The sequence below is a fragment of the Lactococcus sp. bn62 genome (assembly GCF_029492705.2).
In the GTDB taxonomy this organism is placed as follows: Bacteria; Bacillota; Bacilli; order Lactobacillales; family Streptococcaceae; genus Lactococcus; species Lactococcus petauri.
Genome location: NZ_CP120417.1, coordinates 1,306,605 through 1,327,426, shown reverse-complemented (window position 1 = coordinate 1,327,426; position 20,822 = coordinate 1,306,605). Strand labels below are relative to the sequence as shown.

General features: G+C 39.1%; 20 protein-coding genes and 1 pseudogene. 18 read left to right on the top strand and 3 right to left on the bottom strand.

What is annotated here, in order from left to right; genetic code table 11:
- Window positions 1-4: 4 nt before the first annotated feature.
- The 3 genes from purH to P3G65_RS06900 all read left to right on the top strand — a co-directional run bounded on the left by purH (window position 5) and on the right by P3G65_RS06900 (window position 3,609).
- Complete coding sequence (purH, locus tag P3G65_RS06910) at window positions 5-1,555, top strand: bifunctional phosphoribosylaminoimidazolecarboxamide formyltransferase/IMP cyclohydrolase (RefSeq protein ID WP_019292359.1); 1,551 nt, start codon at window positions 5-7, stop codon at window positions 1,553-1,555.
- A gap of 174 nt (window positions 1,556-1,729) precedes the next feature.
- Window positions 1,730-1,969 carry an adenine methyltransferase gene (locus P3G65_RS06905; protein ID WP_153925091.1) on the top strand — a complete coding sequence of 80 codons (240 nt, stop codon included), beginning with the start codon at window positions 1,730-1,732 and terminating at the stop codon, window positions 1,967-1,969.
- The gene (locus P3G65_RS06900) at window positions 1,966-3,609 is read left to right on the top strand and encodes a hypothetical protein (RefSeq protein WP_019292358.1); all 1,644 of its coding nucleotides are present in this window, start codon (window positions 1,966-1,968) and stop codon (window positions 3,607-3,609) included. The genes P3G65_RS06905 and P3G65_RS06900 overlap by 4 nt, the downstream gene beginning before the upstream one ends.
- A gap of 85 nt (window positions 3,610-3,694) precedes the next feature.
- Here P3G65_RS06900 and treR read toward each other — a convergent pair whose 3' ends face one another.
- Window positions 3,695-4,411 carry a trehalose operon repressor gene (gene treR / locus P3G65_RS06895; RefSeq protein ID WP_019292357.1) on the bottom strand — a complete coding sequence of 239 codons (717 nt, stop codon included), beginning with the start codon at window positions 4,409-4,411 and terminating at the stop codon, window positions 3,695-3,697.
- 129 nt (window positions 4,412-4,540) lie between these two features.
- On the opposite strand from treR, the gene P3G65_RS06890 reads away from it, so the two are divergent.
- The 12 genes and pseudogenes from P3G65_RS06890 to P3G65_RS06835 all read left to right on the top strand — a co-directional run bounded on the left by P3G65_RS06890 (window position 4,541) and on the right by P3G65_RS06835 (window position 15,659).
- Window positions 4,541-5,026, top strand: a complete 486-nt coding sequence (locus P3G65_RS06890; RefSeq protein WP_019292356.1) for a PTS glucose transporter subunit IIA — start codon at window positions 4,541-4,543, stop codon at window positions 5,024-5,026.
- A 12-nt stretch (window positions 5,027-5,038) separates the two neighbouring features.
- A complete protein-coding gene (locus P3G65_RS06885; protein ID WP_019292355.1) occupies window positions 5,039-6,583 on the top strand; it encodes a PTS transporter subunit EIIC in 1,545 nt (514 codons plus the stop codon).
- A 19-nt stretch (window positions 6,584-6,602) separates the two neighbouring features.
- A complete protein-coding gene (gene treC, locus P3G65_RS06880; protein WP_019292354.1) occupies window positions 6,603-8,213 on the top strand; it encodes an alpha,alpha-phosphotrehalase in 1,611 nt (536 codons plus the stop codon).
- 86 nt (window positions 8,214-8,299) lie between these two features.
- Window positions 8,300-8,992, top strand: a complete 693-nt coding sequence (locus P3G65_RS06875) for a YjjG family noncanonical pyrimidine nucleotidase (protein WP_284071136.1) — start codon at window positions 8,300-8,302, stop codon at window positions 8,990-8,992.
- A 103-nt stretch (window positions 8,993-9,095) separates the two neighbouring features.
- On the top strand, window positions 9,096-10,328 hold the full coding sequence (gene purD, locus P3G65_RS06870; RefSeq protein ID WP_019292352.1) for a phosphoribosylamine--glycine ligase: 1,233 nt from the start codon (window positions 9,096-9,098) through the stop codon (window positions 10,326-10,328).
- 2 nt (window positions 10,329-10,330) lie between these two features.
- Window positions 10,331-10,816: a 5-(carboxyamino)imidazole ribonucleotide mutase gene (gene purE / locus P3G65_RS06865; RefSeq protein ID WP_019292351.1), complete on the top strand. Its 486-nt coding sequence runs from the start codon at window positions 10,331-10,333 to the stop codon at window positions 10,814-10,816.
- Window positions 10,817-10,938: 122 nt separating this feature from the next.
- Window positions 10,939-12,057, top strand: coding sequence for a 5-(carboxyamino)imidazole ribonucleotide synthase (gene purK, locus P3G65_RS06860; protein ID WP_019292350.1), 1,119 nt, complete (start codon window positions 10,939-10,941; stop codon window positions 12,055-12,057).
- 21 nt (window positions 12,058-12,078) lie between these two features.
- Window positions 12,079-12,773, top strand: a pseudogene (locus tag P3G65_RS06855) (hypothetical protein).
- Between the two features lie 39 nt (window positions 12,774-12,812).
- Window positions 12,813-14,036, top strand: a complete 1,224-nt coding sequence (locus P3G65_RS06850) for a VOC family protein (RefSeq protein ID WP_019292347.1) — start codon at window positions 12,813-12,815, stop codon at window positions 14,034-14,036.
- Entirely contained in the window at window positions 14,023-14,616 is a 594-nt protein-coding gene (locus P3G65_RS06845; protein WP_019292346.1) for a flavin reductase family protein, read from the top strand. Before P3G65_RS06850 ends, P3G65_RS06845 begins: the two co-directional genes overlap by 14 nt.
- A gap of 133 nt (window positions 14,617-14,749) precedes the next feature.
- Complete coding sequence (locus P3G65_RS06840) at window positions 14,750-15,175, top strand: universal stress protein (protein ID WP_014024946.1); 426 nt, start codon at window positions 14,750-14,752, stop codon at window positions 15,173-15,175.
- 133 nt (window positions 15,176-15,308) lie between these two features.
- Window positions 15,309-15,659 carry a YxeA family protein gene (locus P3G65_RS06835; protein WP_019292345.1) on the top strand — a complete coding sequence of 117 codons (351 nt, stop codon included), beginning with the start codon at window positions 15,309-15,311 and terminating at the stop codon, window positions 15,657-15,659.
- Window positions 15,660-15,873: 214 nt separating this feature from the next.
- Here P3G65_RS06835 and guaA read toward each other — a convergent pair whose 3' ends face one another.
- Window positions 15,874-17,415: a glutamine-hydrolyzing GMP synthase gene (guaA, locus tag P3G65_RS06830; protein WP_017370164.1), complete on the bottom strand. Its 1,542-nt coding sequence runs from the start codon at window positions 17,413-17,415 to the stop codon at window positions 15,874-15,876.
- Between the two features lie 116 nt (window positions 17,416-17,531).
- Window positions 17,532-18,452: a type I pantothenate kinase gene (coaA, locus tag P3G65_RS06825; RefSeq protein WP_019292344.1), complete on the bottom strand. Its 921-nt coding sequence runs from the start codon at window positions 18,450-18,452 to the stop codon at window positions 17,532-17,534.
- A gap of 233 nt (window positions 18,453-18,685) precedes the next feature.
- Here coaA and P3G65_RS06820 point away from each other — a divergent pair, with 233 nt between their 5' ends.
- From P3G65_RS06820 to P3G65_RS06810, 3 genes are read left to right on the top strand one after another with little or no spacing between them, the layout of a single operon-like run.
- Complete coding sequence (locus P3G65_RS06820) at window positions 18,686-19,291, top strand: class I SAM-dependent methyltransferase (protein WP_019292343.1); 606 nt, start codon at window positions 18,686-18,688, stop codon at window positions 19,289-19,291.
- Complete coding sequence (locus P3G65_RS06815; protein ID WP_019292342.1) at window positions 19,288-20,580, top strand: pyrimidine-nucleoside phosphorylase; 1,293 nt, start codon at window positions 19,288-19,290, stop codon at window positions 20,578-20,580. Before P3G65_RS06820 ends, P3G65_RS06815 begins: the two co-directional genes overlap by 4 nt.
- The gene (locus tag P3G65_RS06810; protein ID WP_014024941.1) at window positions 20,580-20,774 is read left to right on the top strand and encodes a hypothetical protein; all 195 of its coding nucleotides are present in this window, start codon (window positions 20,580-20,582) and stop codon (window positions 20,772-20,774) included. The genes P3G65_RS06815 and P3G65_RS06810 overlap by 1 nt, the downstream gene beginning before the upstream one ends.
- The last annotated feature ends 48 nt before the right edge of the window (window positions 20,775-20,822 follow it).

Here is a 20,822-nt window from a genome sequence, read left to right as displayed (position 1 = left end):
AAAAATGACTAAACGTGCGCTTATCAGTGTTTCGGATAAAAATGGAATTGTTGAATTGGCGGAGTCTTTAAGTAAACTCGGTTTTGAAATTATCTCAACTGGCGGAACTAAAAAAGCTTTGGATGAAGCAGGAATTGCAACCTTAGCGATTGAAGAAGTGACGCAGTTTCCGGAAATGATGGATGGACGTGTGAAAACATTACATCCAATGATTCATGGTGGACTTTTGGCACGACGTGATTTGGACAGCCATCTAGCTGCCTTAGAAGAGCACAATATTACACCCATTGACTTGGTTGTTGTCAATCTTTATCCTTTCAAAGAGACACTCTTGTTAGGAGCTGATCATCAAACAATTGTCGAGAATATTGATATTGGTGGTCCTTCAATGTTACGTTCTGCAGCAAAAAATCATGCAGACGTTACTGTTCTTGTTGATCCCACAGACTATGCTGCAGTGCTCCAAGAATTCGAAAAAGCTGGGGAAACCAGCTTAGAGCTTCGTCAACGTTTGGCTGCCAAAGTTTTTCGACATACTGCTGCTTATGATGCACTCATTGCACAATATTTAACAGAAAAGTTTTCTGAACATGAGGAAAAACCTGAAAAGTTGACACTGACCTATGATTTAAAACAAGGGATGCGTTATGGTGAAAATCCACAACAAGATGCAGATTTTTATGAAAATGCCCTTCCAACTGCTTATTCGATTGGGCAAAGTGTGCAATTGCACGGTAAAGAATTATCTTACAACAATGTGCGTGATGCAGATGCAGCCTTGCAAATTGCGCGTGATTTTACGGAGCAACCAACTGTTGTGGCGCTTAAGCACATGAATCCTTGCGGCATTGGTCAAGGGGAGACGATTGGGCAAGCTTGGGATTATGCTTATGAAGCAGACCCTGTTTCAATCTTCGGAGGTATTGTCGTTTTAAATCGCCCAGTTGACCAAAAAACAGCTGAGAAAATGAGCAAAATCTTTTTAGAAATCATTATTGCACCAGCATTTTCTGATGAAGCTCTGGCAATTTTAACGAAAAAGAAAAATATCCGTTTGCTTACGCTTGATTTTGAACAAATTGGTGCATCAGAAAAAGAAGCGATGATTACAGGTGTACTTGGAGGTGTCTTAGTACAGGAGCAAGATGTTGTTGCAGAACAAGAAGAAAGTTGGACAGTAGCAACGCAAGCTCAACCAGATACAAAACAATGGGAAGCGCTGAAATTTGCATGGAAAGCGGTCAAATATGTGAAGTCTAACGGTATTATTGTCACAAATGAACATCAAACACTTGGGGTTGGACCTGGTCAAACAAACCGTGTAGCTTCAGTGAAAATAGCAATTGAAGCAGCACAGGAAAAAAATCTAGATAATGCTGTGCTTGCCTCCGATGCTTTCTTCCCCTTTGCAGATAATATTGATGAGATTGCCAAATCTGGCATCAAAGCGATTGTCCAACCAGGTGGTTCCGTTCGTGATCAAGAAGTCATTGAAGCCTGTGACAAGTATGGCATCACGATGATCTTTACAGGTGTGAGACATTTCCGTCATTGATAAAAGAAGTTCTGCTAGTAAGTAGGACTTTTTTTGCTGAAAAGATGAAGATTTTGTACAAGAATTTTAGAATAACTTATCCCTCATTTTATTTTAATATTACTGTTCGATATATTACAATATAATTATATTAGTATTACTCTGAAACAACAAAATACTTGACGAGGAATTGTGATGGACTATAATCTATCAGCACAGCACAGCACAGCACAGCACAGCACAGCACAGCACAGCACAGCACAGCACAGCACAGCACAGCACAGCACAGCACAGCACAGCACAGCACAGCACAGCACAGGCGGTAATTTTCTGTTCTTTTTCGCATACATCAAAACGTCCTGTAAAAATAGGCGTTTTTTCCGTATCCGCTCGTTCTTTAATAAAAAGCAAGTAAAGCGAGGTGAGGAGAAATGAGACAAAGAAAAAGAAAGTTGATAACCATAGCTATATTGGCTCTAGCTCTACTTATTGGTGGTACCTTTGCTTATACTGCTTTTAACCAACAGGCGCTCAATGACCGTGCTAATGCTTTCAGAAGCCACGCTCCTGGCCGTATTCATGATTATTACAATAGAGATACAGGCAACAAGGACATCTTTGCCGAAAACTACGGACATGATGCCGAGGGAGAGGAGCCTATTATGGTACGTATTCGTCTGTCGGAGTACATGGCTATTCAAAGACTTGGCGAAGATGTTTTCATCCCTGTGGTTGAACATTCAGAACTTGATGATACGCGGACATGGACACCTTACAGATCAGCACAAAATGATATCAATGTACGTACAGGAGACTCGCTAGCCTTCAATGACTATATCAACCTCACTTTTGGCTGGCAGCGTGCAGGGCAAGAAGCACCTTGGTATATGCCCACCTTTAACCATGAACTTGAGAGTTTGAAAACAGCAGCCGCAGGCCATGCCCGTGACTATATCCAAGGGGATGGTGCCAAGGATGGCGAAACAGATGGCACCACACATCCAGGAGATGGAACAGATACTTACTGGACTGAAACTGGTCCAAATAGCTCCTATACGAACACAGGGACTTGGCCGGGCGCAGCCATTATGCAAGAGACAAAACAACACCTCCGACAAGAGCGTCCACCAATGACCATTCAGCAATGGGAACAATTAAACCCTAACCAAAGATTCGGCAACTTCTGGGTGCTGGACCACAATACAGGATGGGCTTATTGGGCAGAATTGTTGGAACAAGACGAGGCAACCTCTTACCTGCTTGACGCAGCTGTAGTAAGAGATGAAGTAGTCAGAAGAAGTTTTGTCAATGGTTCCTACTATTATGCCATCCATGTGGATAGTCAAGTCATCTCGCCTCTAACCATTGACAGGTTTTTAGAAGATGATGACCAAGGGCACCACGATACACGCTTAGCGGACTTTCTGGAAGTTGTCGCAGGCGATGGCAACCCACGCTGGAATAGAGATTCACCACCTAGCGCATTCAACTTTGCAATCATGAGACCGGGACGTATCTTTACTATGGCGGGTCAGCAGTACCGTTATTTGGAAGATATGGGTAGTGGCAACCATATGATTATTCGTAACGAGCCTATCCGTGAGCGTTCTTTCGCTCAACAAGAAGGCGAATTAACGACTTGGTATGGGGCTCTTGCACCAGAGGTTCGAGATATTGTGGCTCCTGTAGCTTCTAGCTTTATGACAGGAAATGTCATCGATGGTTCTGTTAATTTTACAGGAGGTACACGCTGGTTGCCTTCTAATCTTGTGGCCTTGAGCAACCAAGATGTTCATCAAGATATAACACGAGTTGTGCCAGATGGCGTCAAGCGTGCCGTTGCCCTATCGCTTGCTGATGTGACACGCTTGTCAGGACCTGACTTAGCTTTCCCAGACCATGCTGGTCGTGTAGGTTTTAATAACAGGTGGTGGTGGCTACGTACCCCTGGTGCTCCCGGCAATGCTTGGCTCGTGAACTCTGGCATTTATGTTGGTCAGTTGCGTGGCAATGGTGGCGTAAACCTTAGCACAGCCTACGGGGGAGTCCGCCCTGTCCTTATCATCCATCAATAAACTATCATGCACAAAAACTCGAGAATTACATTTTCTCGAGTTTTTACATGTACTAACTTCTTTTAGGAAATCCCACAACCTCATCTCAATGCTTCTGCCGTCTCGAAAATTCAGTAAAGCGAAACTTATCTACCTGATGTCGGCTTTCCGTATACTGGAAAACATTATTATTGGCGAGATAAACATGACTGCGCACACTGACGACATGGCGGTCCTTAGGGTTCAAATCCAAATAAGTTTTATCTTCATCATTGACAAAATCAATTGTGATTTCTTTTTGAGCATATGAAATATCAAGATGAACATGATCTTCAAGGTAAGCATATAGAGAAGCCTTTACTTTTTCTCTGGTCATATCAGGTGCTGCAGAAGCTAAAATATAGTCGCGGTCTAGGATAACGAACTGCTCATCAATATTTCGTCGGCGGAGGATATGAAAAGCTTGAGAGCCTTCTTCAAAAAAAGAAAGTTCTGAGAGGTCTTTATCTACAGTTATTTTTTCAAAAATTAATATTTCAGTGGTTGAGCTGAAGTTTAAAGAATCTTTGAGCTCTTTGAAAGAAGTTAACCCTGAAATGGGGAACATCAATCTCTCTCTTGGAATAACAATGGAGCCAAAGCCGTGACGGCGTTGAATAATCCCGTTTTCTTCCAAGATTTTGAGCGCTTGTCGTACCGTTGCACGGCTTGTTTGATAGAGCACTGTAAGCTGGTTTTCACTGGGCAAGAGCTCATTTTCGGGATATCTTCCTTCATGAATTTTTTTCTCCAAATCCCGAAGAATAATTTCGTACTTTTTCATAACCTAAGTGTAACAAAAAAGCACTTTAAGTTAAAGTAAAAATATAACCGCTTGCAAAACCGCTTTCATTTTGCTATTATAAACTTGTACGTACAAGTTGCAGTTTATTTTTATTAAAGGAGAATAAAAATGTTTGGTTTTGGAAAGAAAAAAAGTGTAAGTGAGGACAAGAACCTTTATACACCTTTAGCGGGTACAGTTATTGATTTGGAAAAGGTTTCCGACCCTGTATTTGCCAAAAAAGTTATGGGAGATGGTTATGCTATTGAACCCACAAGTAATGACATTGTTAGTCCAGTAGCAGGAGAAGTCAGTCTAGTACAAGGACATGCTATCGGCTTCACGCGCGCAGATGGTTTAGAAGTGTTGCTTCATCTAGGAATTGATACAGTAAGTTTAAATGGACAACCTTTTCAGATTAAGGTTAAGGTGGGTGATATAGTCGACGGTGGCGATGCTCTGGGACAGGTCAATTGGAAAGAAGTGGAAGCAGCGGGTTTACCACTTACGAGTATGGTTTTAATTACAAATACAAATGAAAAGCTCGATAGTCTTACCGTTAAAAAAGGAATTGCTCAAGCAGGCGATCTGTTGGGCCAAGCAACTGCAAAATAAAAAGGAGAAATCATGGCAGATTACAAAAAATTAGCAACAGAAATTATTGCTGCTGTTGGTGGTGAGGAAAATATCACAAAGGTGATTCACTGTATCACACGCTTACGTTTCTATTTAGTCGACAAAGAAAAAGCAGACGATAAAAAACTTGAAGCAATGGATGGTGTAGCGGGGGTTGTCTACAATGCAAATTTGGGGCAGTACCAAGTCGTTATCGGTCAAGCTGTTGAGGATGTCTATGACGAAATTGTGGCCCAGCTGGGCAGTCGTGTCGTGGATGGTGAAAGTAGTGAAGAAGTCGAGGAAACAAAAGTTTCTAAAAATCCAATCATTCGTGCTTTTCAAGTTGTAGTTGGAACAATTACGGGGTCAATGATGCCGATTATTGGTTTATTAGCTGCTGGTGGTATGATTAATGGGATTCTTAACATGTTTGTTAAAGGAAACCATATTTTTGAACTTATTAGTCCGACAGATCCAACCTATATTATTATTTCAACAATGGCGATGGCACCATTCTACTTTCTTCCTGTCTTGGTCGGCTATGCTGCTGCTAAACAGTTAGGTTCAGACCCATTTGTCGTGGCTGCAGTTGGTGGATTTATGATTCACCCTGCTTTACAAGGCTTAGTTGCAGCACCTAATGTTATTGAGAAAGGAGAGATTGTAGCTGGAAAAGCACCAGTCGTCATGGAATTATTTGGCGTAACTTTTAATACAAGTTATTTTAATATTCCTGTTAGCTTGCCAAATTATGCTTATACTATTTTCCCGATTATTGTAGCAGCTTGGATGGCTAAACCAATCGGTGCTTGGCTTAAGAAACACATGCCTTTAGCGCTTCGTTCGATTTTTGTACCGATGATTACTTTCTTTGTTGTGGCTTCATTAGTACTCTTGTTGGTAGGACCCGTAATTAGTATTGTTTCCTCTGCGCTTGCTTCAGTCATTACAGGCTTGATTAATCTTAATCTCACAATAGCAGGAGCAATTATTGGTGGACTTTACCAAGTTCTAGTTATCTTTGGTCTCCATTGGTTGGTTATTCCTATCTTGACGCAACAAATCGTAACAACAGGAGAATCAAACATTAATATGATTGTTTCCTTTACAATGTTGGCACAAGGTGCTGGTGCTCTAGCTGTCTTTCTCAAAACACGCCAACAAAGTCTCAAAGGGTTAGCTTTACCAGCAGCGATTTCGGCTTTTTGTGGGGTAACTGAGCCAGCCATGTATGGGATTAACTTGAAATATATTCGTGTTTTCATTATGAGTTCGATTGGTGCAGCTGCAGGCGCTGCGGTTGCTGGCTTATTTGATCTGCATATGTACGGCTTCTCAGGCTCACTTATTGGTTTCCCTAACTTTGCTGCAACGACAAATCCTTTGACTCATGCTGCAGGTAACCCTAACAACTTTATCTACTTTTGGATTGCGACAGCTGTTTGTATTGTTGTATCCATGACTTTGGTTTGGTTCTTTGGCTTTAAAGATTCAGATACAATGGGAACAGGACTTGAAAAGAAAAACGTCTTTAAATCAGCCGTAAATAAATAAGAAACAAAAGGAAAAAACTATGACATTGAGTGAAAAAGTCATCTATCAAATTTACCCTAAATCATTTTTAGACACTACAGGAAATGGTATTGGTGATCTCAGAGGAGTAACGGAAAAATTACCTTATTTGGCGGAATTAGGAATCGATATGATTTGGCTTAATCCTTTTTATCCCAGCCCGCAAAGAGATAATGGTTATGATATTTCTGACTATACTAATATAGATCCAGTATTTGGTGATTTTAAAGATTTTGACCAAATGGTGGCACGTGGTAAAGAGTTAGGTATTGAATTTATGTTGGATATGGTTTTGAATCATGTTTCAACAGAACATGAATGGTTTAAAAAAGCACTTGCCGGTGATAAATATTACCAAGATTTCTTCATTCTTAGAGATGAACCTACGGATTGGGTGTCGAAATTTGGTGGCAATGCTTGGGCGCCATTTGGCGATACTGGTAAATATTATCTTCATCTTTATGATATTTCTCAAGCCGACTTAAATTGGCGTAATCCCAATGTTCGCAAAGAACTGTTTGAAGTTGTCAATTTTTGGCGTGGGAAAGGTATATCAGGCTTTCGCTTTGACGTGATTAACGTTATTGGAAAAGACGAAATACTTAAAAACAATCCAGAATTTGATGGGAAATTTGAGTATACTGATAAACCAATCACGCATGAATATTTGAAAATGCTCAATGCTGCTACTTTTGGCCAAGATGAACATGCCATAACTGTGGGAGAAATGAGCTCAACGTCCATCGAAAACAGTATTCTCTATACACAACCGGAGCGAAGAGAACTCAGTATGGTTTTTAATTTCCATCATCTAAAAACAGATTACAAAGATGGTGATAAATGGACCAAAGTTCCCTTTGATTTTCAAGCGCTCAAAGAGCTTTTCCATGAATGGGGCGAAAAAATGTCACAAGGTGGCGGCTGGAATGCTACTTTTTGGAATAATCATGATCAACCTCGAGCACTCAATCGTTTTGTGGATGTGAAAAATTTCCGTATAAAAGGAGCAACGATGCTAGCTGCTGCGATTCACCTCAGCCGTGGCACACCTTTTATTTATATGGGTGAAGAAATTGGTATGATTGACCCTGATTATGATTCTGTTGCCGATTACCAAGACTTAGAAGCTTTGAATGCTTACGAAAGACTTTTGAAACAAGGAAAAACAGAATCCGAAGCGTTTGAAATAATCAGCAGTAAATCACGTGACAATTCAAGAACACCGATGCAATGGGACGATAGCGCAAATGCGGGCTTTAGCAAAGGAGAGCCATGGCTGAAGTTGGGCAAACATACCGACATTAATCTGAAAAGAGATAAAAACGGAGAAATCTATAATTTCTATAAAGAAATGATTCGTTTACGAAAAACGGAAAAAATTATTTCTGAGGGAGATTATAAAGCTGCACTTAAAGATTCAGAGCACATTTATGCTTTTGTACGTGAATATAAAGGCCAACTTTTACTTGTACTGAATAACTTTGCCAATCACAGCGTGAACTTTACTTTGCCACAGGGTTTTGAAGATGCAGAAGTCTTCGTTAATAACTATGATTCATATAAGTCTGAAACACTGGCACCTTATCAGTCGGTTGCTTTATTAGCCAGATAGTGACCGTTATAAAAGTCTCTTTTGTTGAAAAAATACGATGAAATCGTTAAACTAGAGCTATCATAAATTTTTAGAAAGAGATGAAAATGACTGTATTACTTTTTGACATAGACAACACACTTCTTGATTTTGATAAGGCAGAGTACATGGCTTTAGGCAAAATCTTTGAGCAATACCATATTGAAGATACAAAAGAAAACAGAGCCATCTACTCACGTGAAAATAAAGCACTTTGGCGAAGTCATGAAGCAGGAGAAATCAGTCGTGAAGAGCTTCTTTCTACACGTTTTGCTAATGCTTTTAGAGCTTTGGGAGTTAAAGAAACTTACGATGCTTCGGCTGTTGATGCAGCTTACCAACTTCACTTGGCTCAAGGTCATGAATTGATGGACCACGCTATGGAACTTTTGGATTGCCTGGCGCAAGAAGCAACAGAAATGTACATTGTTAGTAATGGTACATCAAAAGTTTCTCGTCCACGAATTTTAGAGTCTGGCATTGCCGGATATTTCAAAGAAATATTTATCAGTGAAGAAATTGGAAAACACAAGCCATCAAAAGAATTCTTTGATTATGTATTGGAACATATCGATCATGCTGCGGATAAAGATTTTGCGATTGTTGGTGATACCTTAGCTACGGATATCCTAGGCGGAAAAAATGCAGGTATTAAAACAATTTGGTATAATCCTAAACACTTAGAGGCGCAAAAAGATTTAACACCAGATTGTGTTATCGAAGATTTATTAGAAATACCTTCTCTACCTGTCCTCGCTTGATAATTCCGAACAATGGAATAAGAATATATTTAGAAAAGCCCCCTGGGGCTTTTTCTTTTTCTCTAAATATCTTAAGATAGAAGTGAGAAGAAAGTGAGAAAATATGAGGGTTTTAGTTGTTGGCTCAGGTGGGCGTGAACATGCACTTGCACGAAAATTTGCAAAAAGTGAAAAAGTAGAGAAAGTTTTTATTTGCCCAGGAAATGTGGGTATGGCGGAGGAAAAGCTGGAAAGTGTAGCTATTTCCGAACTTGAAAATCATCTATTGGTAGACTTTGCGAAGAAGAAAAAAGTAGACTTGACTTTTGTTGGTCCAGAAACAGCATTGATGAACGGCATTGTGGATGCTTTCTTAGACGAAGGGTTGCTTATATTTGGACCGAGAGCTGAAGCTGCTCAAATCGAAGGCAGTAAAACTTTTGCTAAGTCAATAATGAAAAAATACGGCGTACCCACAGCAGACTACGAGAGTTTTACGGATCTCGGAAAGGCTCTAAATTACGTTGAGACAAAAGGTGCACCTATTGTTATCAAGGCAGATGGCTTAGCTGCAGGAAAAGGCGTCACAGTTGCCATGGATTTAGAAGCAGCAAAAGCTGCTTTAGAAGATATTTTCCAGACAAAAGCAGCAAAAGTTGTGGTAGAAGAATACCTTGATGGCGAAGAGTTTTCACTTTTTAGCTTAGTACATGATGGAAAGATATACCCGTTACCTATTGCGCAAGATCACAAACGTGCCTTTGATGGCGATCGAGGGCCAAATACAGGGGGGATGGGTGCTTATGCACCTGTACCTCATATTTCAGATGCTGTAGTACAAGAAGCCATAGAAAAAATTGTTCAGCCAACTGTGGCTGGGTTAGAGGCGGAGAATAAGCCTTTTACTGGTATTCTTTATGCCGGATTAATATTGACATCCGAAGGTGTCAAAACGATTGAATTTAATGCTCGCTTTGGTGACCCAGAAACGCAAGTGGTTCTAGAAACTATTACAAGTGATTTTTTTGAAAATATATTGGATATCTTACAAGGACGAGAGCCAAACTTGATCTGTAATACCGAAGAAGTTACCTTAGGAGTAGTTGTAGCAAATCAGGGCTATCCCGATGCTTCAACAAAGAGTGTTGTTCTACCAGAGCTACAGGATTTGAACTGTTATTATGCTGGTGTTATAAGAAAAGATGGTCAGCTCCTTTCAAAAGGGGGACGCATATACATGGTTACCGAAACCGGCAAAGAGATAAAAAGTATTCAAAAATCACTTTACGAGAAATTAGATAAGTTAGACAATACAGGGATGTTTTATCGTAAAGACATTGGAAATAAAGGAGTATAAAAATGGCAGATGTTGCAGTAATTATGGGATCACTTTCAGATTGGGAGACAATGAAACAAGCGACTCAAATTTTGGAGGAGTTCGGTATCGATTTTGATAAAAAGGTCATTTCCGCTCACCGGACACCAGAAATTATGATGAATTTTGCGAAAAATGCGGAGCAACAAGGCTATAAGCTCATAATTGCTGGCGCAGGAGGTGCGGCACATTTACCTGGAATGGTTGCTGCAATGACACTTCTTCCTGTTATTGGTGTGCCTATTCAGTCACGTGCCTTATCTGGCTTAGATAGCCTTTACTCCATCGTCCAGATGCCAGGTGGAGTTCCTGTTGCTAGTATGGCTATAGGCACTTCAGGAGCCAAAAATGCAGCTCTCTATGCTATTCAGATTTTGGCACTTGCTGATAAAAGCTTAGTAGAAAAATTGAAAAAATATAGAAAAGAAGCAGCCGATATATCAGTCTCTTCAACTAAAGAATTGTTGTAAACTTTTAATTTAAAAACGAGCGTAATATTTGTAAAAATATTTTGATTTTAGTAAACAAAAATCCGGATAATATGCGGATTTATTTTTAAACTATCCGAAAAGAATAGGGAGAACAAAGAAAAATGGCCTATAATAAGAATATGCAACATAAGAAAAAAACAATTGGAATTATTGGTGGTGGGCAGTTGGGCCAAATGATGGCTATTTCTGCACAATATATGGGCCATAAAGTGATTACACTCGATCCAAATCCGAACTGTTCCGCAGCAAAGTGTTCGGATGAGTTGATTATTGCGGAATATGATGATGTTGATGCGCTTCTTAAGCTAGCTTATGCTTGTGATCTGATAACCTATGAGTTTGAAAATGTATCGGCTAGCGCTTTACATCAGCTTGATGCCTGTGTTGCTATTCCGCAAGGCATTCGATTATTAGAAATCACGCAAAATCGTCGGTTAGAAAAAGAGTTTTTAGAACAATGTGGCGTGAAAATAGCCCCGTGGAAACTCGTAGAAAATGCTCAAAATCTTCCAGAGCAAGTAACAAAAAAACAAGTATTAAAAACAACAATGGGTGGCTATGATGGACACGGTCAAGTTGTTTTGAAATCTGATGAGGATTTGAAAGAGGCCATGAAGTTAGCAGAGAGTGCAGAATGTGTACTGGAGGAATTTGTTGATTTTGATTGTGAGATTTCTTTAATTATTAGTGGGAATGGTAAGGATTTTGTGACCTTCCCCCTTTGTCAAAATGAACATATTAATAATATTCTACACCGTACCATTGCTCCTGCTCCCGTACCTCTTGAGGTCAGCGAAAAGGCTAAAGGTTTGGCGCTGGCGATAGCTAAAGAGCTCCAGCTTTCAGGGACACTTTGTGTAGAAATGTTTCTGACAGCAGCGGGCGAGATTTATGTAAATGAACTTGCCCCACGTCCCCATAACTCGGGACACTATACAATAGAGGCTTGTGATTTTTCACAATTTGACTTACATATCAAGGGAATTCTCGGCGAGGAATTGCCGCAACCTCGCCTATTGAAAAAAGCCATTATGCTCAATATTCTGGGACAAGATGTTCCTCAAATGGAGCAATTAGCTCATAAAAGGCCTGAATGGCATATCCATGATTATGGAAAGTTGGAAGCGAAGGTCGATAGAAAAATGGGGCATGTGACGATACTGACAGATGATTTTACAGAAAGTCTGAAAGAAATATCCCGTTTAAAAATATGGGAATGATTTACAGGAAGGAAGAAGAGGATGCACACAATCAGGCTGTCGATGGAAAGTCGAAAAACAATTTTTCGAATCGAAACGCTGAGTGAAGAAATAAATCCTGAATGGACACTTATTTTTCGCAGGATATTCAAAGATAGACTGGTAAGTTATTTAGAAGAGCAAGAGAAAACGAAGCTTGGTCTCTTGTTTCAAGGAGAGACAACTTTCTGGCTACAACATTCCGCTATGCAGGCAACTTTATTTGTACCGCTGGCTTCACATGACTTTATCAGTTAGCGTATACATTACAGATGGCTTATATCTTTTATTTACGGACAGAGGAAATTTGTCAGTTTAGTCTGCTCTTCACTTCAGCTGCAGCACGAGTTTTAAACTTTTGGGAACAAGGGATAATACGTTCAAACTTAAATGGAGTGATGGGAAAGAATCTATGTATCGAGGCAGCCAGTCACTTAGAAGAAATCTTTAGCAATGTTACGCGACACACTGACTTAAGAAACCAGGCCTCTAGGGTTGTTGCTCTTTTAGAAAAAACGAAAAGTATCCCTATATCTGAAGACCAGGAGCTTTTTCAAAAAGGAATCGATACAATATCTTCTTATAAAAAAGCAGAAGTACTCAACGAGCTTCTTAAAAAGATAAAGCAAGAACAAGTGGTAGGAAGCTTAACAGAACTGTACTTTTGTCAGCTCCTCTTAAATTATTTTAAAATATAGAAAATGTGTCTCTGAAGAGAGGCATTTTTTTAATGCAAGTTGTTTGAAAATTATGTAAGACATGATATAATGAAGATAAGATTTACAAGTGTAAACACTAACTCAAGGAAAATAATTATGACAAAACTAAATTCGGAATTTGCACTGGGAGGGATACACCATGTTACGGCGATTACTTCAAGTGCCCAAAAGACCTATGATTTTTTTACAAATATTTTAGGACTGCGACTGGCAAAACTTACCGTTAATCAGGATGACTACGACACCTATCACCTTTATTTTACGGATGAAGAGGGAAATCCTGGTACGGATATGACATTTTTTGATTTCCCTGGAATAGGTGCCGGTAGCCACGGTATCAATAGCATTGACCGTATTTCTTTTCGTGTTGCTCAAGATATATCTTTAGAATACTGGCATCAAAGATTTGAAGCGGCAGCTGTGCCACATGGTTTGGTGGCAGAACGCTTTGGTAAAAAATATCTTGAGTTTGAGGATTTTGATGGTCAGCGGTACCAATTGATTTCCGACGAAAAAAATCAAGGTGTCCTTGCTCCAGGTAAACCTTGGCAACTTTCAAATGTAGAAGTTGAGCATGCTATTGTAGGCTTAGGACCTGTTTTCATTAAGCTCGCAGAAGTAAATATTATTCATCAATTGCTCGCAGAAGTTTTTGGATTTCGCAAGAGTGCTACTGAAAATAATTTCACTCTTTTTGAGGTAGCGAAGGGGGGCAATGGTGCTTCTATTATCATTGATCAGGATAAAGAAGCACAGAGAGCATATCAAGGCTATGGCACGGTTCATCATGTCGCTTTTCGTACAGCTAATCCTGATACCCTTAGATATTGGATTGAGCGTGTCAAATCTTATATGATGCCTCACTCGGGATTAGTAGAACGTTTTTATTTTTCCAGTGAATATGTAAATGTTGCACCCGGTGTGCTTTTCGAAATCGCTACAGATACTCCGGGTATTGCTGCCTTAGATATGGTACAATCCGGGCAAGCCAAGGTTGATAGTTACGAAGAAGCGCTCGTAACCTCAGGCTTTTGGATAGATGAGACTTCAGACGAGGCAGGTCTCTCACTAAGTTTGCCTCCGCATCTCTTTCCAGGAGCAGAAGCGGAAAAGGCACGAACTGCAGCTGCTTTACGACGTTTGGATACGTCAGATGCATTTCGAGATAGAAAATTAGAACCACTGTGGACTATGGAAAAAATTAAAGAACGTCGTATAGGGAGAAAGAATGAAAGTATTTAAACCAGAAGATATGAGCAGTACTGATGCTTACAAATTAATTTCAGGACTCGTTATTCCAAGACCGATTGCATGGTTGACAACCCAAAATTCTACAGGGCTTGTCAACGCAGCGCCCTTTAGTTTTTTTAACGTCGTATCAAAAGATCCAGTCATTGTATCCATTGCTATGACAGAGATGAAAGATTCTGTTAGAAACCTTTTGGAAACAAAGGAAGGTGTCATCCATCTGGTCAATATGGATAATGTTGAAGCCATGAATCAAACATCAGCACCTCTCACTGCTACAGAAAGTGAAATTGAAAAATTCGACATTAAAATTACAGCATCAGAAGAAGTAAAAGTACCTGCTATAGAAAATGCTAAAGCCCGTTTAGAGGTTGTGCTCCATCAGCATATTCCAGTAGGAAAAACAAGCCAATTAATGCTCTTAGAAGTAAAAAATATTCTTATGGATGATTCTGTCATTGATGAGGAAAGACTCTATATTAAAGCGAAAGAACTTGATCCCATTGCGCGCTTGTCAGGGAGAGCCTATACAAGCTTAGGTCATACATTTGAAATTACACGACCAACAAAGTAAGTGCTTCTAATTAAAGTAGAAACTAAATTTTTCTTTAATTTTCCAACCATATTATTATCTTTTTCTCTCTTTTTAATTTAAAATATAATTATACAGGAATTAAATTGATAATTTTAGAAAAGGGAGGCTTTTTATGAGAGAAAAATACAAAAACATTTTGGTAGCTGTTGATGGTTCAGAACAATCTGACAAAGCAGTACGTGAAGCTGTAAAAATTGCAGCACGCAATGAAACATCGCTATTTGTTTTGAATGTCAAAGACGATGTGCGACTTTATGGTTCAGCTTATGGTGTACCACTTATCTTGGAAAATTTAGAAGAGCAATCACGGGCAATCATTGAAAGAGCTTCTGAAATTATCAAGAAACAGGTAGAGTTTAAGGCATATCGAGTGGAAGGTTCCCCAAAAAAAGAAATCGTAGATTTTGCTCAAGCAAATGATATTGATTTAATCGTTATTGGTGTTACTGGTAAAGGCGCCTTTGACCGTTTATTAGTTGGTTCTACAACAGCATATGTTATTGATCATGCGCGTTGTAACGTTATGGTTGTCAAATAAGCAAAAAAGCTTTCCTCAGGAGAGCTTTTTTGCTTATAAAATTTTTTCTGAATTCTGAGTCGTTTTCCTTAAAAAAAAGGGCGAAGCATTATATAATAGTTTTTACAGGAAAAATAAGTAAAAGGATTTTATAATGAAAAGAGTTGTATTTGGCCTGGTTGCAATTATAGTTTTAATAGTTGGAAATTCTGTATGGCACAATTCAGAGCATGGTGGCAAGAATTTATTCGTGAAAATTCAAGAAGATGAAAAAATTGAAATGAAAAAATCGGATAATGGTCACGTTACAAAATATAAATATTCCGTCATTGGATTTGATGAAAAAGGAAAATCGCAAGAAATAAAGCTTACGGCACAATATAGTTTAAAACATTATGACTATTTGAAAGTCGTAACCAATAAGAAAAAAGGCGTTTTGAGTTGGAAAGAAGTTAAAAAGCAAGAAATTCCTAAAAACCCCCTGTTCGAACTTGAAAAAGCTTAAGTTAACTTGCATTAATTCTTTGATAAAATAAAATTATTTAACACTTGCGATAACGCTTTCTTGATGTTATAATAGCAGTGTAAAAAATAATAAACTCTATCCCTCAGCAATAAGGTTGGGGGATTATTTTGTGCCAAATTTAACGATTCAGACAAAAGAAAAACCGCTCTGTTGAGCGATTTTTTATTTCTATTTTATTTGTTTTACCTAGGAATTATTCCCATTCAACAGTTGCAGGTGGTTTAGAGGTAATATCGTAGACGACGCGGTTGATATGATCCACTTCATTAACGATACGTACTGAAATTTTTTGTAAAACATCCCATGGAAGTTTGGCGAACTCTGCTGTCATACCATCGATAGAAGTGATGGCACGGATAGCGAGTGTATAGTCATAAGTACGAATATCGCCCATTACACCGACTGAACGAACGCCAGTATTAACAGTGAAATATTGCCATACATCACGGTCTAATCCAGCAGCAGCGATTTCTTCACGAAGAATGGCATCTGAATCACGGACGACCGCGATTTTCTCAGGTGTCAAGTCACCCATAACACGAATGGCAAGACCAGGTCCTGGGAATGGTTGACGCCATACAATCTCATCAGGCATACCAAGTTCTGTACCAAGGGCACGAACTTCGTCTTTGAAGAGAGTATTTAAAGGTTCAATCAATTCGAACTGCATATCTTCTGGCAAGCCGCCAACATTGTGATGTGATTTGATTGTTTGAGCAGTATCTGTTCCTGACTCGATGACATCTGTATAAAGGGTACCTTGAGCGAGGAATTTAACATCTTTAAGTTTAGAAGCTTCATCATCAAAGACGTAAACAAATTCGTTACCGATGATTTTACGTTTTTTCTCTGGATCAGACACACCAGCTAACTTATTCATGAAACGTTCTTCAGCATTAACACGGATAATATTTAAGCCGAATTTGTCTCCCAACATGTTCATCACTTGATCACCCTCGCCTTTACGAAGGAAACCATGGTCCACAAAGATTGAAGTCAATTGGTCACCGATAGCACGTTGTAAGAGCACACCAACTACAGATGAGTCTACACCACCAGAGAGACCAAGCAAGACTTTTTTGTCTCCCACTTGTTCACGGATTTTTTCAATTTGCATGTCAATGAAGCTCTCCATTGACCAATCACCTTTAGCGCCACAAATATTTAAAGCAAAGTTGCGAAGCATATCTGTTCCGTATACAGAGTGACGTACTTCAGGGTGGAATTGAATACCGTAAATGTTACGTTCTGTGTTTTCAACCGCTGCAAATGGGCTATTTGGAGAAGTAGCAACCACATGGAAGCCTTCAGGGATTTCAACAACACGGTCACCGTGGCTCATGAGAACATCTTGTGTTTCAGGAGTATGAGCGAAAAGTTCAGATTTTGCTTTAAGTTCGATAGGTGCAACACCATATTCGCTTTCAGAAGCACTCTCAACTTTACCACCTAATTTGTGACTAATCAGTTGCATACCATAGCAGATACCTAAAATAGGTAATCCAAGTTCGAAAATTTCAGGATCAATATCAAATGAACCCTCGTCGTAAACAGAGTTAGGACCCCCAGAAAGTACAATCCCCAAAGGGTTTATTTCACGGATTTCTTGAGCTGTGACTTTGTGACTCATCAGCTCTGAGAAAACACCGATTTCACGAATGCGACGCGCAATCAATTGATTATATTGACTACCATAGTCAAGAACGATAATTTTTTCAAGTTGTTTATCAGACAAGTGGGCCTCCTAAAAATTAATATTAAAATATTTTATCATAAAAGAACAGATTATAAAAACGTTTGATACAAAAATACAGCATTTTTAATTAAAGAGTAAATTAATGTTATGCTTTTTCAAAACTTTTTCAAATAAATTTTATCAATGTAATGATTCTCTGTTTTGTGTAAGATGACTTCCGCACGATTGCGAGTGGGCTCAATGTAGTCACGCAAATTAGGCAAATTTGTATTGGCCCAAGTCTGACGCGCTAGCTGCATCACTTCATCGTAAGGCATTTTTGTAAATTGGTGATAATAATTATTTGGATCATTTTCGGCAAGTTTGAGTAGACTGTCAAAACGCTCCAAATACCATCTTTCAATCACAGCTTCATCCGCATCGACATAAATAGAAAAATCATAAAAATCACTAACATATAGATGCTCGCTCTGTGGATTTTGGAGAACATTTATCCCTTCGACAATTAAGATGTCAGGTTGATCGATCGTTTGGGTTTGATCTTTGAGGATATCGTAATTTTCGTGGGAATAAATCGGAATCTCACATGTTTCACCGTTCTTTACGCGGTAAAGAAAGTTCAAGAGGTGCTCCATGTCATAACTTTCAGGGAATCCTTTACGGTCTAACATGTTTCGCTCTTCTAAAACGGCTGTAGGATAAAGAAAGCCATCGGTTGTCACAAGTTCTACGCTTAATTTTTTAAATTCACGGGATAAAAGAAGTTGAACAAGGCGAGCTGCAGTCGATTTTCCAACTGCAACAGAACCGGAGATTCCGATAATTAATGGCGGCGTTTTAACAATTTTTTGTAAAAATAAGCCTTTTGAAAAGCTTAAATCTTCAATATTTTTCTTATAGAGGCGGACCAGATAAATTAAAGGCAAGTATACATCGATAACGTCTTGGAGTGAAATTTCATCATTGAGTGAACGAATGGCATCGAGCTCCTTATTTGTCAAAGGCACGATTGAAGAAAGGTAGAGATTTTGCCACGTTTCTCGCGAAATTTCATCATAATTGATGAATTTATTCATAAAGATATTTTAGCATATTTTGCTTGTCGGCTGTGTTTAGAGACTTGTTTTAACAGCAAGATTAACTTTATAAAATTATCAAGAAAGCCCTAAACCTAAGCAGTATCCAAGCTAGGAAGCTCCGACTTGTTTGAAAAAACAAGATTAGAATGTAAGGGTTTTCTAATCCTTCCTCTCTATCTGTAAAGGTTTTCCCAGAAAAAATGAAATATTTTGTGATAAAATAAACTGTAATGGTAAAAACAAATATGTATTATGAAGACAATCGAGATTTAGCACATGACGTGCAGGAACTATCGGTTGAACTTTTAGGGCTTCCCCTCCACTTTCTGACAGATGCAGGTGTATTTTCTAAAAACGCTATTGATTACGGTTCACGTGTTTTACTGGATAATTTTCAACCAGAAGGAGCGAAGACTTTGCTCGATGTCGGTTGTGGTTATGGTACCCTAGCTTTAACTTTAGCAAAAAAATATGGCTTGAAAGCCACACTTGTAGATGTAAATAGCCGCGCCCTTGATTTAGCTAAGAAAAATGCTGATAAAAATAATATAGAAGTCAATGGTATTTTTTTATCAAACATATATGATAATGTTGAAGGAAAGTTTGATGCTATTATTTCTAATCCCCCTATTCGTGCGGGGAAAGAAGTGGTCCACACTATTTTATCCGACGCCTATGAGCATTTAAATGATGACGGGCATTTAACGATCGTTATTCAGAAAAAACAGGGAGCACCGAGTGCACAAAAGAAAATGAAGGATGTCTTTGGCAATTGCGAGATTGTCGCTAAAGATAAAGGATATTACATTTTAAGAAGTTATAAGGAGAAACTATGACCTACAGAATGGTAGACCTGATTCAAAAAAAACGTGATGGCGGCCACTTTGAGAAGGCTGAAATCGATTGGCTTATCTCTGGTTATGCAACGGGCGAAGTTCCGGATTACCAAATGGCAGCACTAGCTATGGCGATTTATTTTAAAGGTATGACGACAGAAGAAACAGCCAACTTGACCATGGCCATGGTTGTCTCAGGTAAAGAATTTGATTTGTCAGCCATTCCTGGTGTGAAGGTAGACAAACATTCTACAGGGGGTGTAGGTGATAAAGTAACGATTATTTTAGCACCTTTAGTAGCCAGCTTTGATGTCCCTGTCGCTAAAATGTCCGGCCGTGGTTTGGGACATACCGGTGGAACCTTAGACAAGTTAGAGTCTATTCCCGGATTTGAAATTGAAAAAACAGAAGAAGACTTTATTGCCCAAGTAAAGAATTCAGGAATCGCTGTGATTGGTCAGTCTGATGAGTTGGTTAAAGCAGACAAACTTCTCTATGCACTTCGGGATGTGACAGCCACAGTTGATATTATTCCATTGATTGCAAGCTCTATCATGTCTAAGAAAATTGCTTCTGGCTCAAATGCTATTTTGCTTGATGTAACTGTCGGCGATGGTGCTTTCATGAAAAATATCGAAGATGCGCGCCTCTTAGCCCGCACGATGGTAGACTTAGGCAAGGCTGTTGGACGTGAAACAGTAGCAGTTTTGACCAATATGAACCAGCCGTTAGGACATGCTATTGGTAATCGTAATGAAATTACGGAAGCCGTGAATACGCTAAATGGAAAAGGTACATCGGCATTCCGTCACTTTATCGCGGAACTGGCTCAAATTATGCTTGCGTTAGCAGGTGTAGAAAAAACTGTTCCAGAAATCATCGAAAACCTTGATAATGGTAAAGCTTATGCTAAATTCCTTGCTATGTGTGAAGCACAACACGGAGATGCAACAGCATTTAAGCATTTGACTGCAGAATTAAATGTGGTACATACTGTTGAGATCTATGCTGAGCGTGAAGGTTTTATCTCACAAGAAAAAGCAATGGGTGTCGGTATTGTTGCGATGAAGCTAGGAGCTGGAAGAGCGACCAAGACAGATACAATCGATTTTGAAGCAGGTATTAACCTTGCGAAAAAAGTGGGTGACCCCGTCCAAAAAGGTGATCTTATTGCTACACTTTATAGCAATCGTGCCATTTCTTCCGATTTGATTGCGGAGTTTAAGGACAATATCGAAATTTCTGACCAGCAAGTTCATGCCCCTGAAATTTTGGAAATTATTCGCTGATGAAAAATGAACTTCCCCCTATTCCTAACGGAATAAAAGCACTCCAAAGTGTAACAGCCGCTGTACTTGGCGCAATTGGAATGAATCTTTGGGCCCAGAATACGCTGCTCAAAGTTACACTTTTTATTCTTATCTTTATCTCGGTTTATACGATTATTGGTATGCTTTACCTTAAAAGTCGCAAGCCCAAATAGATTTTAACGTTCACAACTAAAGCGTACTTAAAAGTTCGCATAATAAAT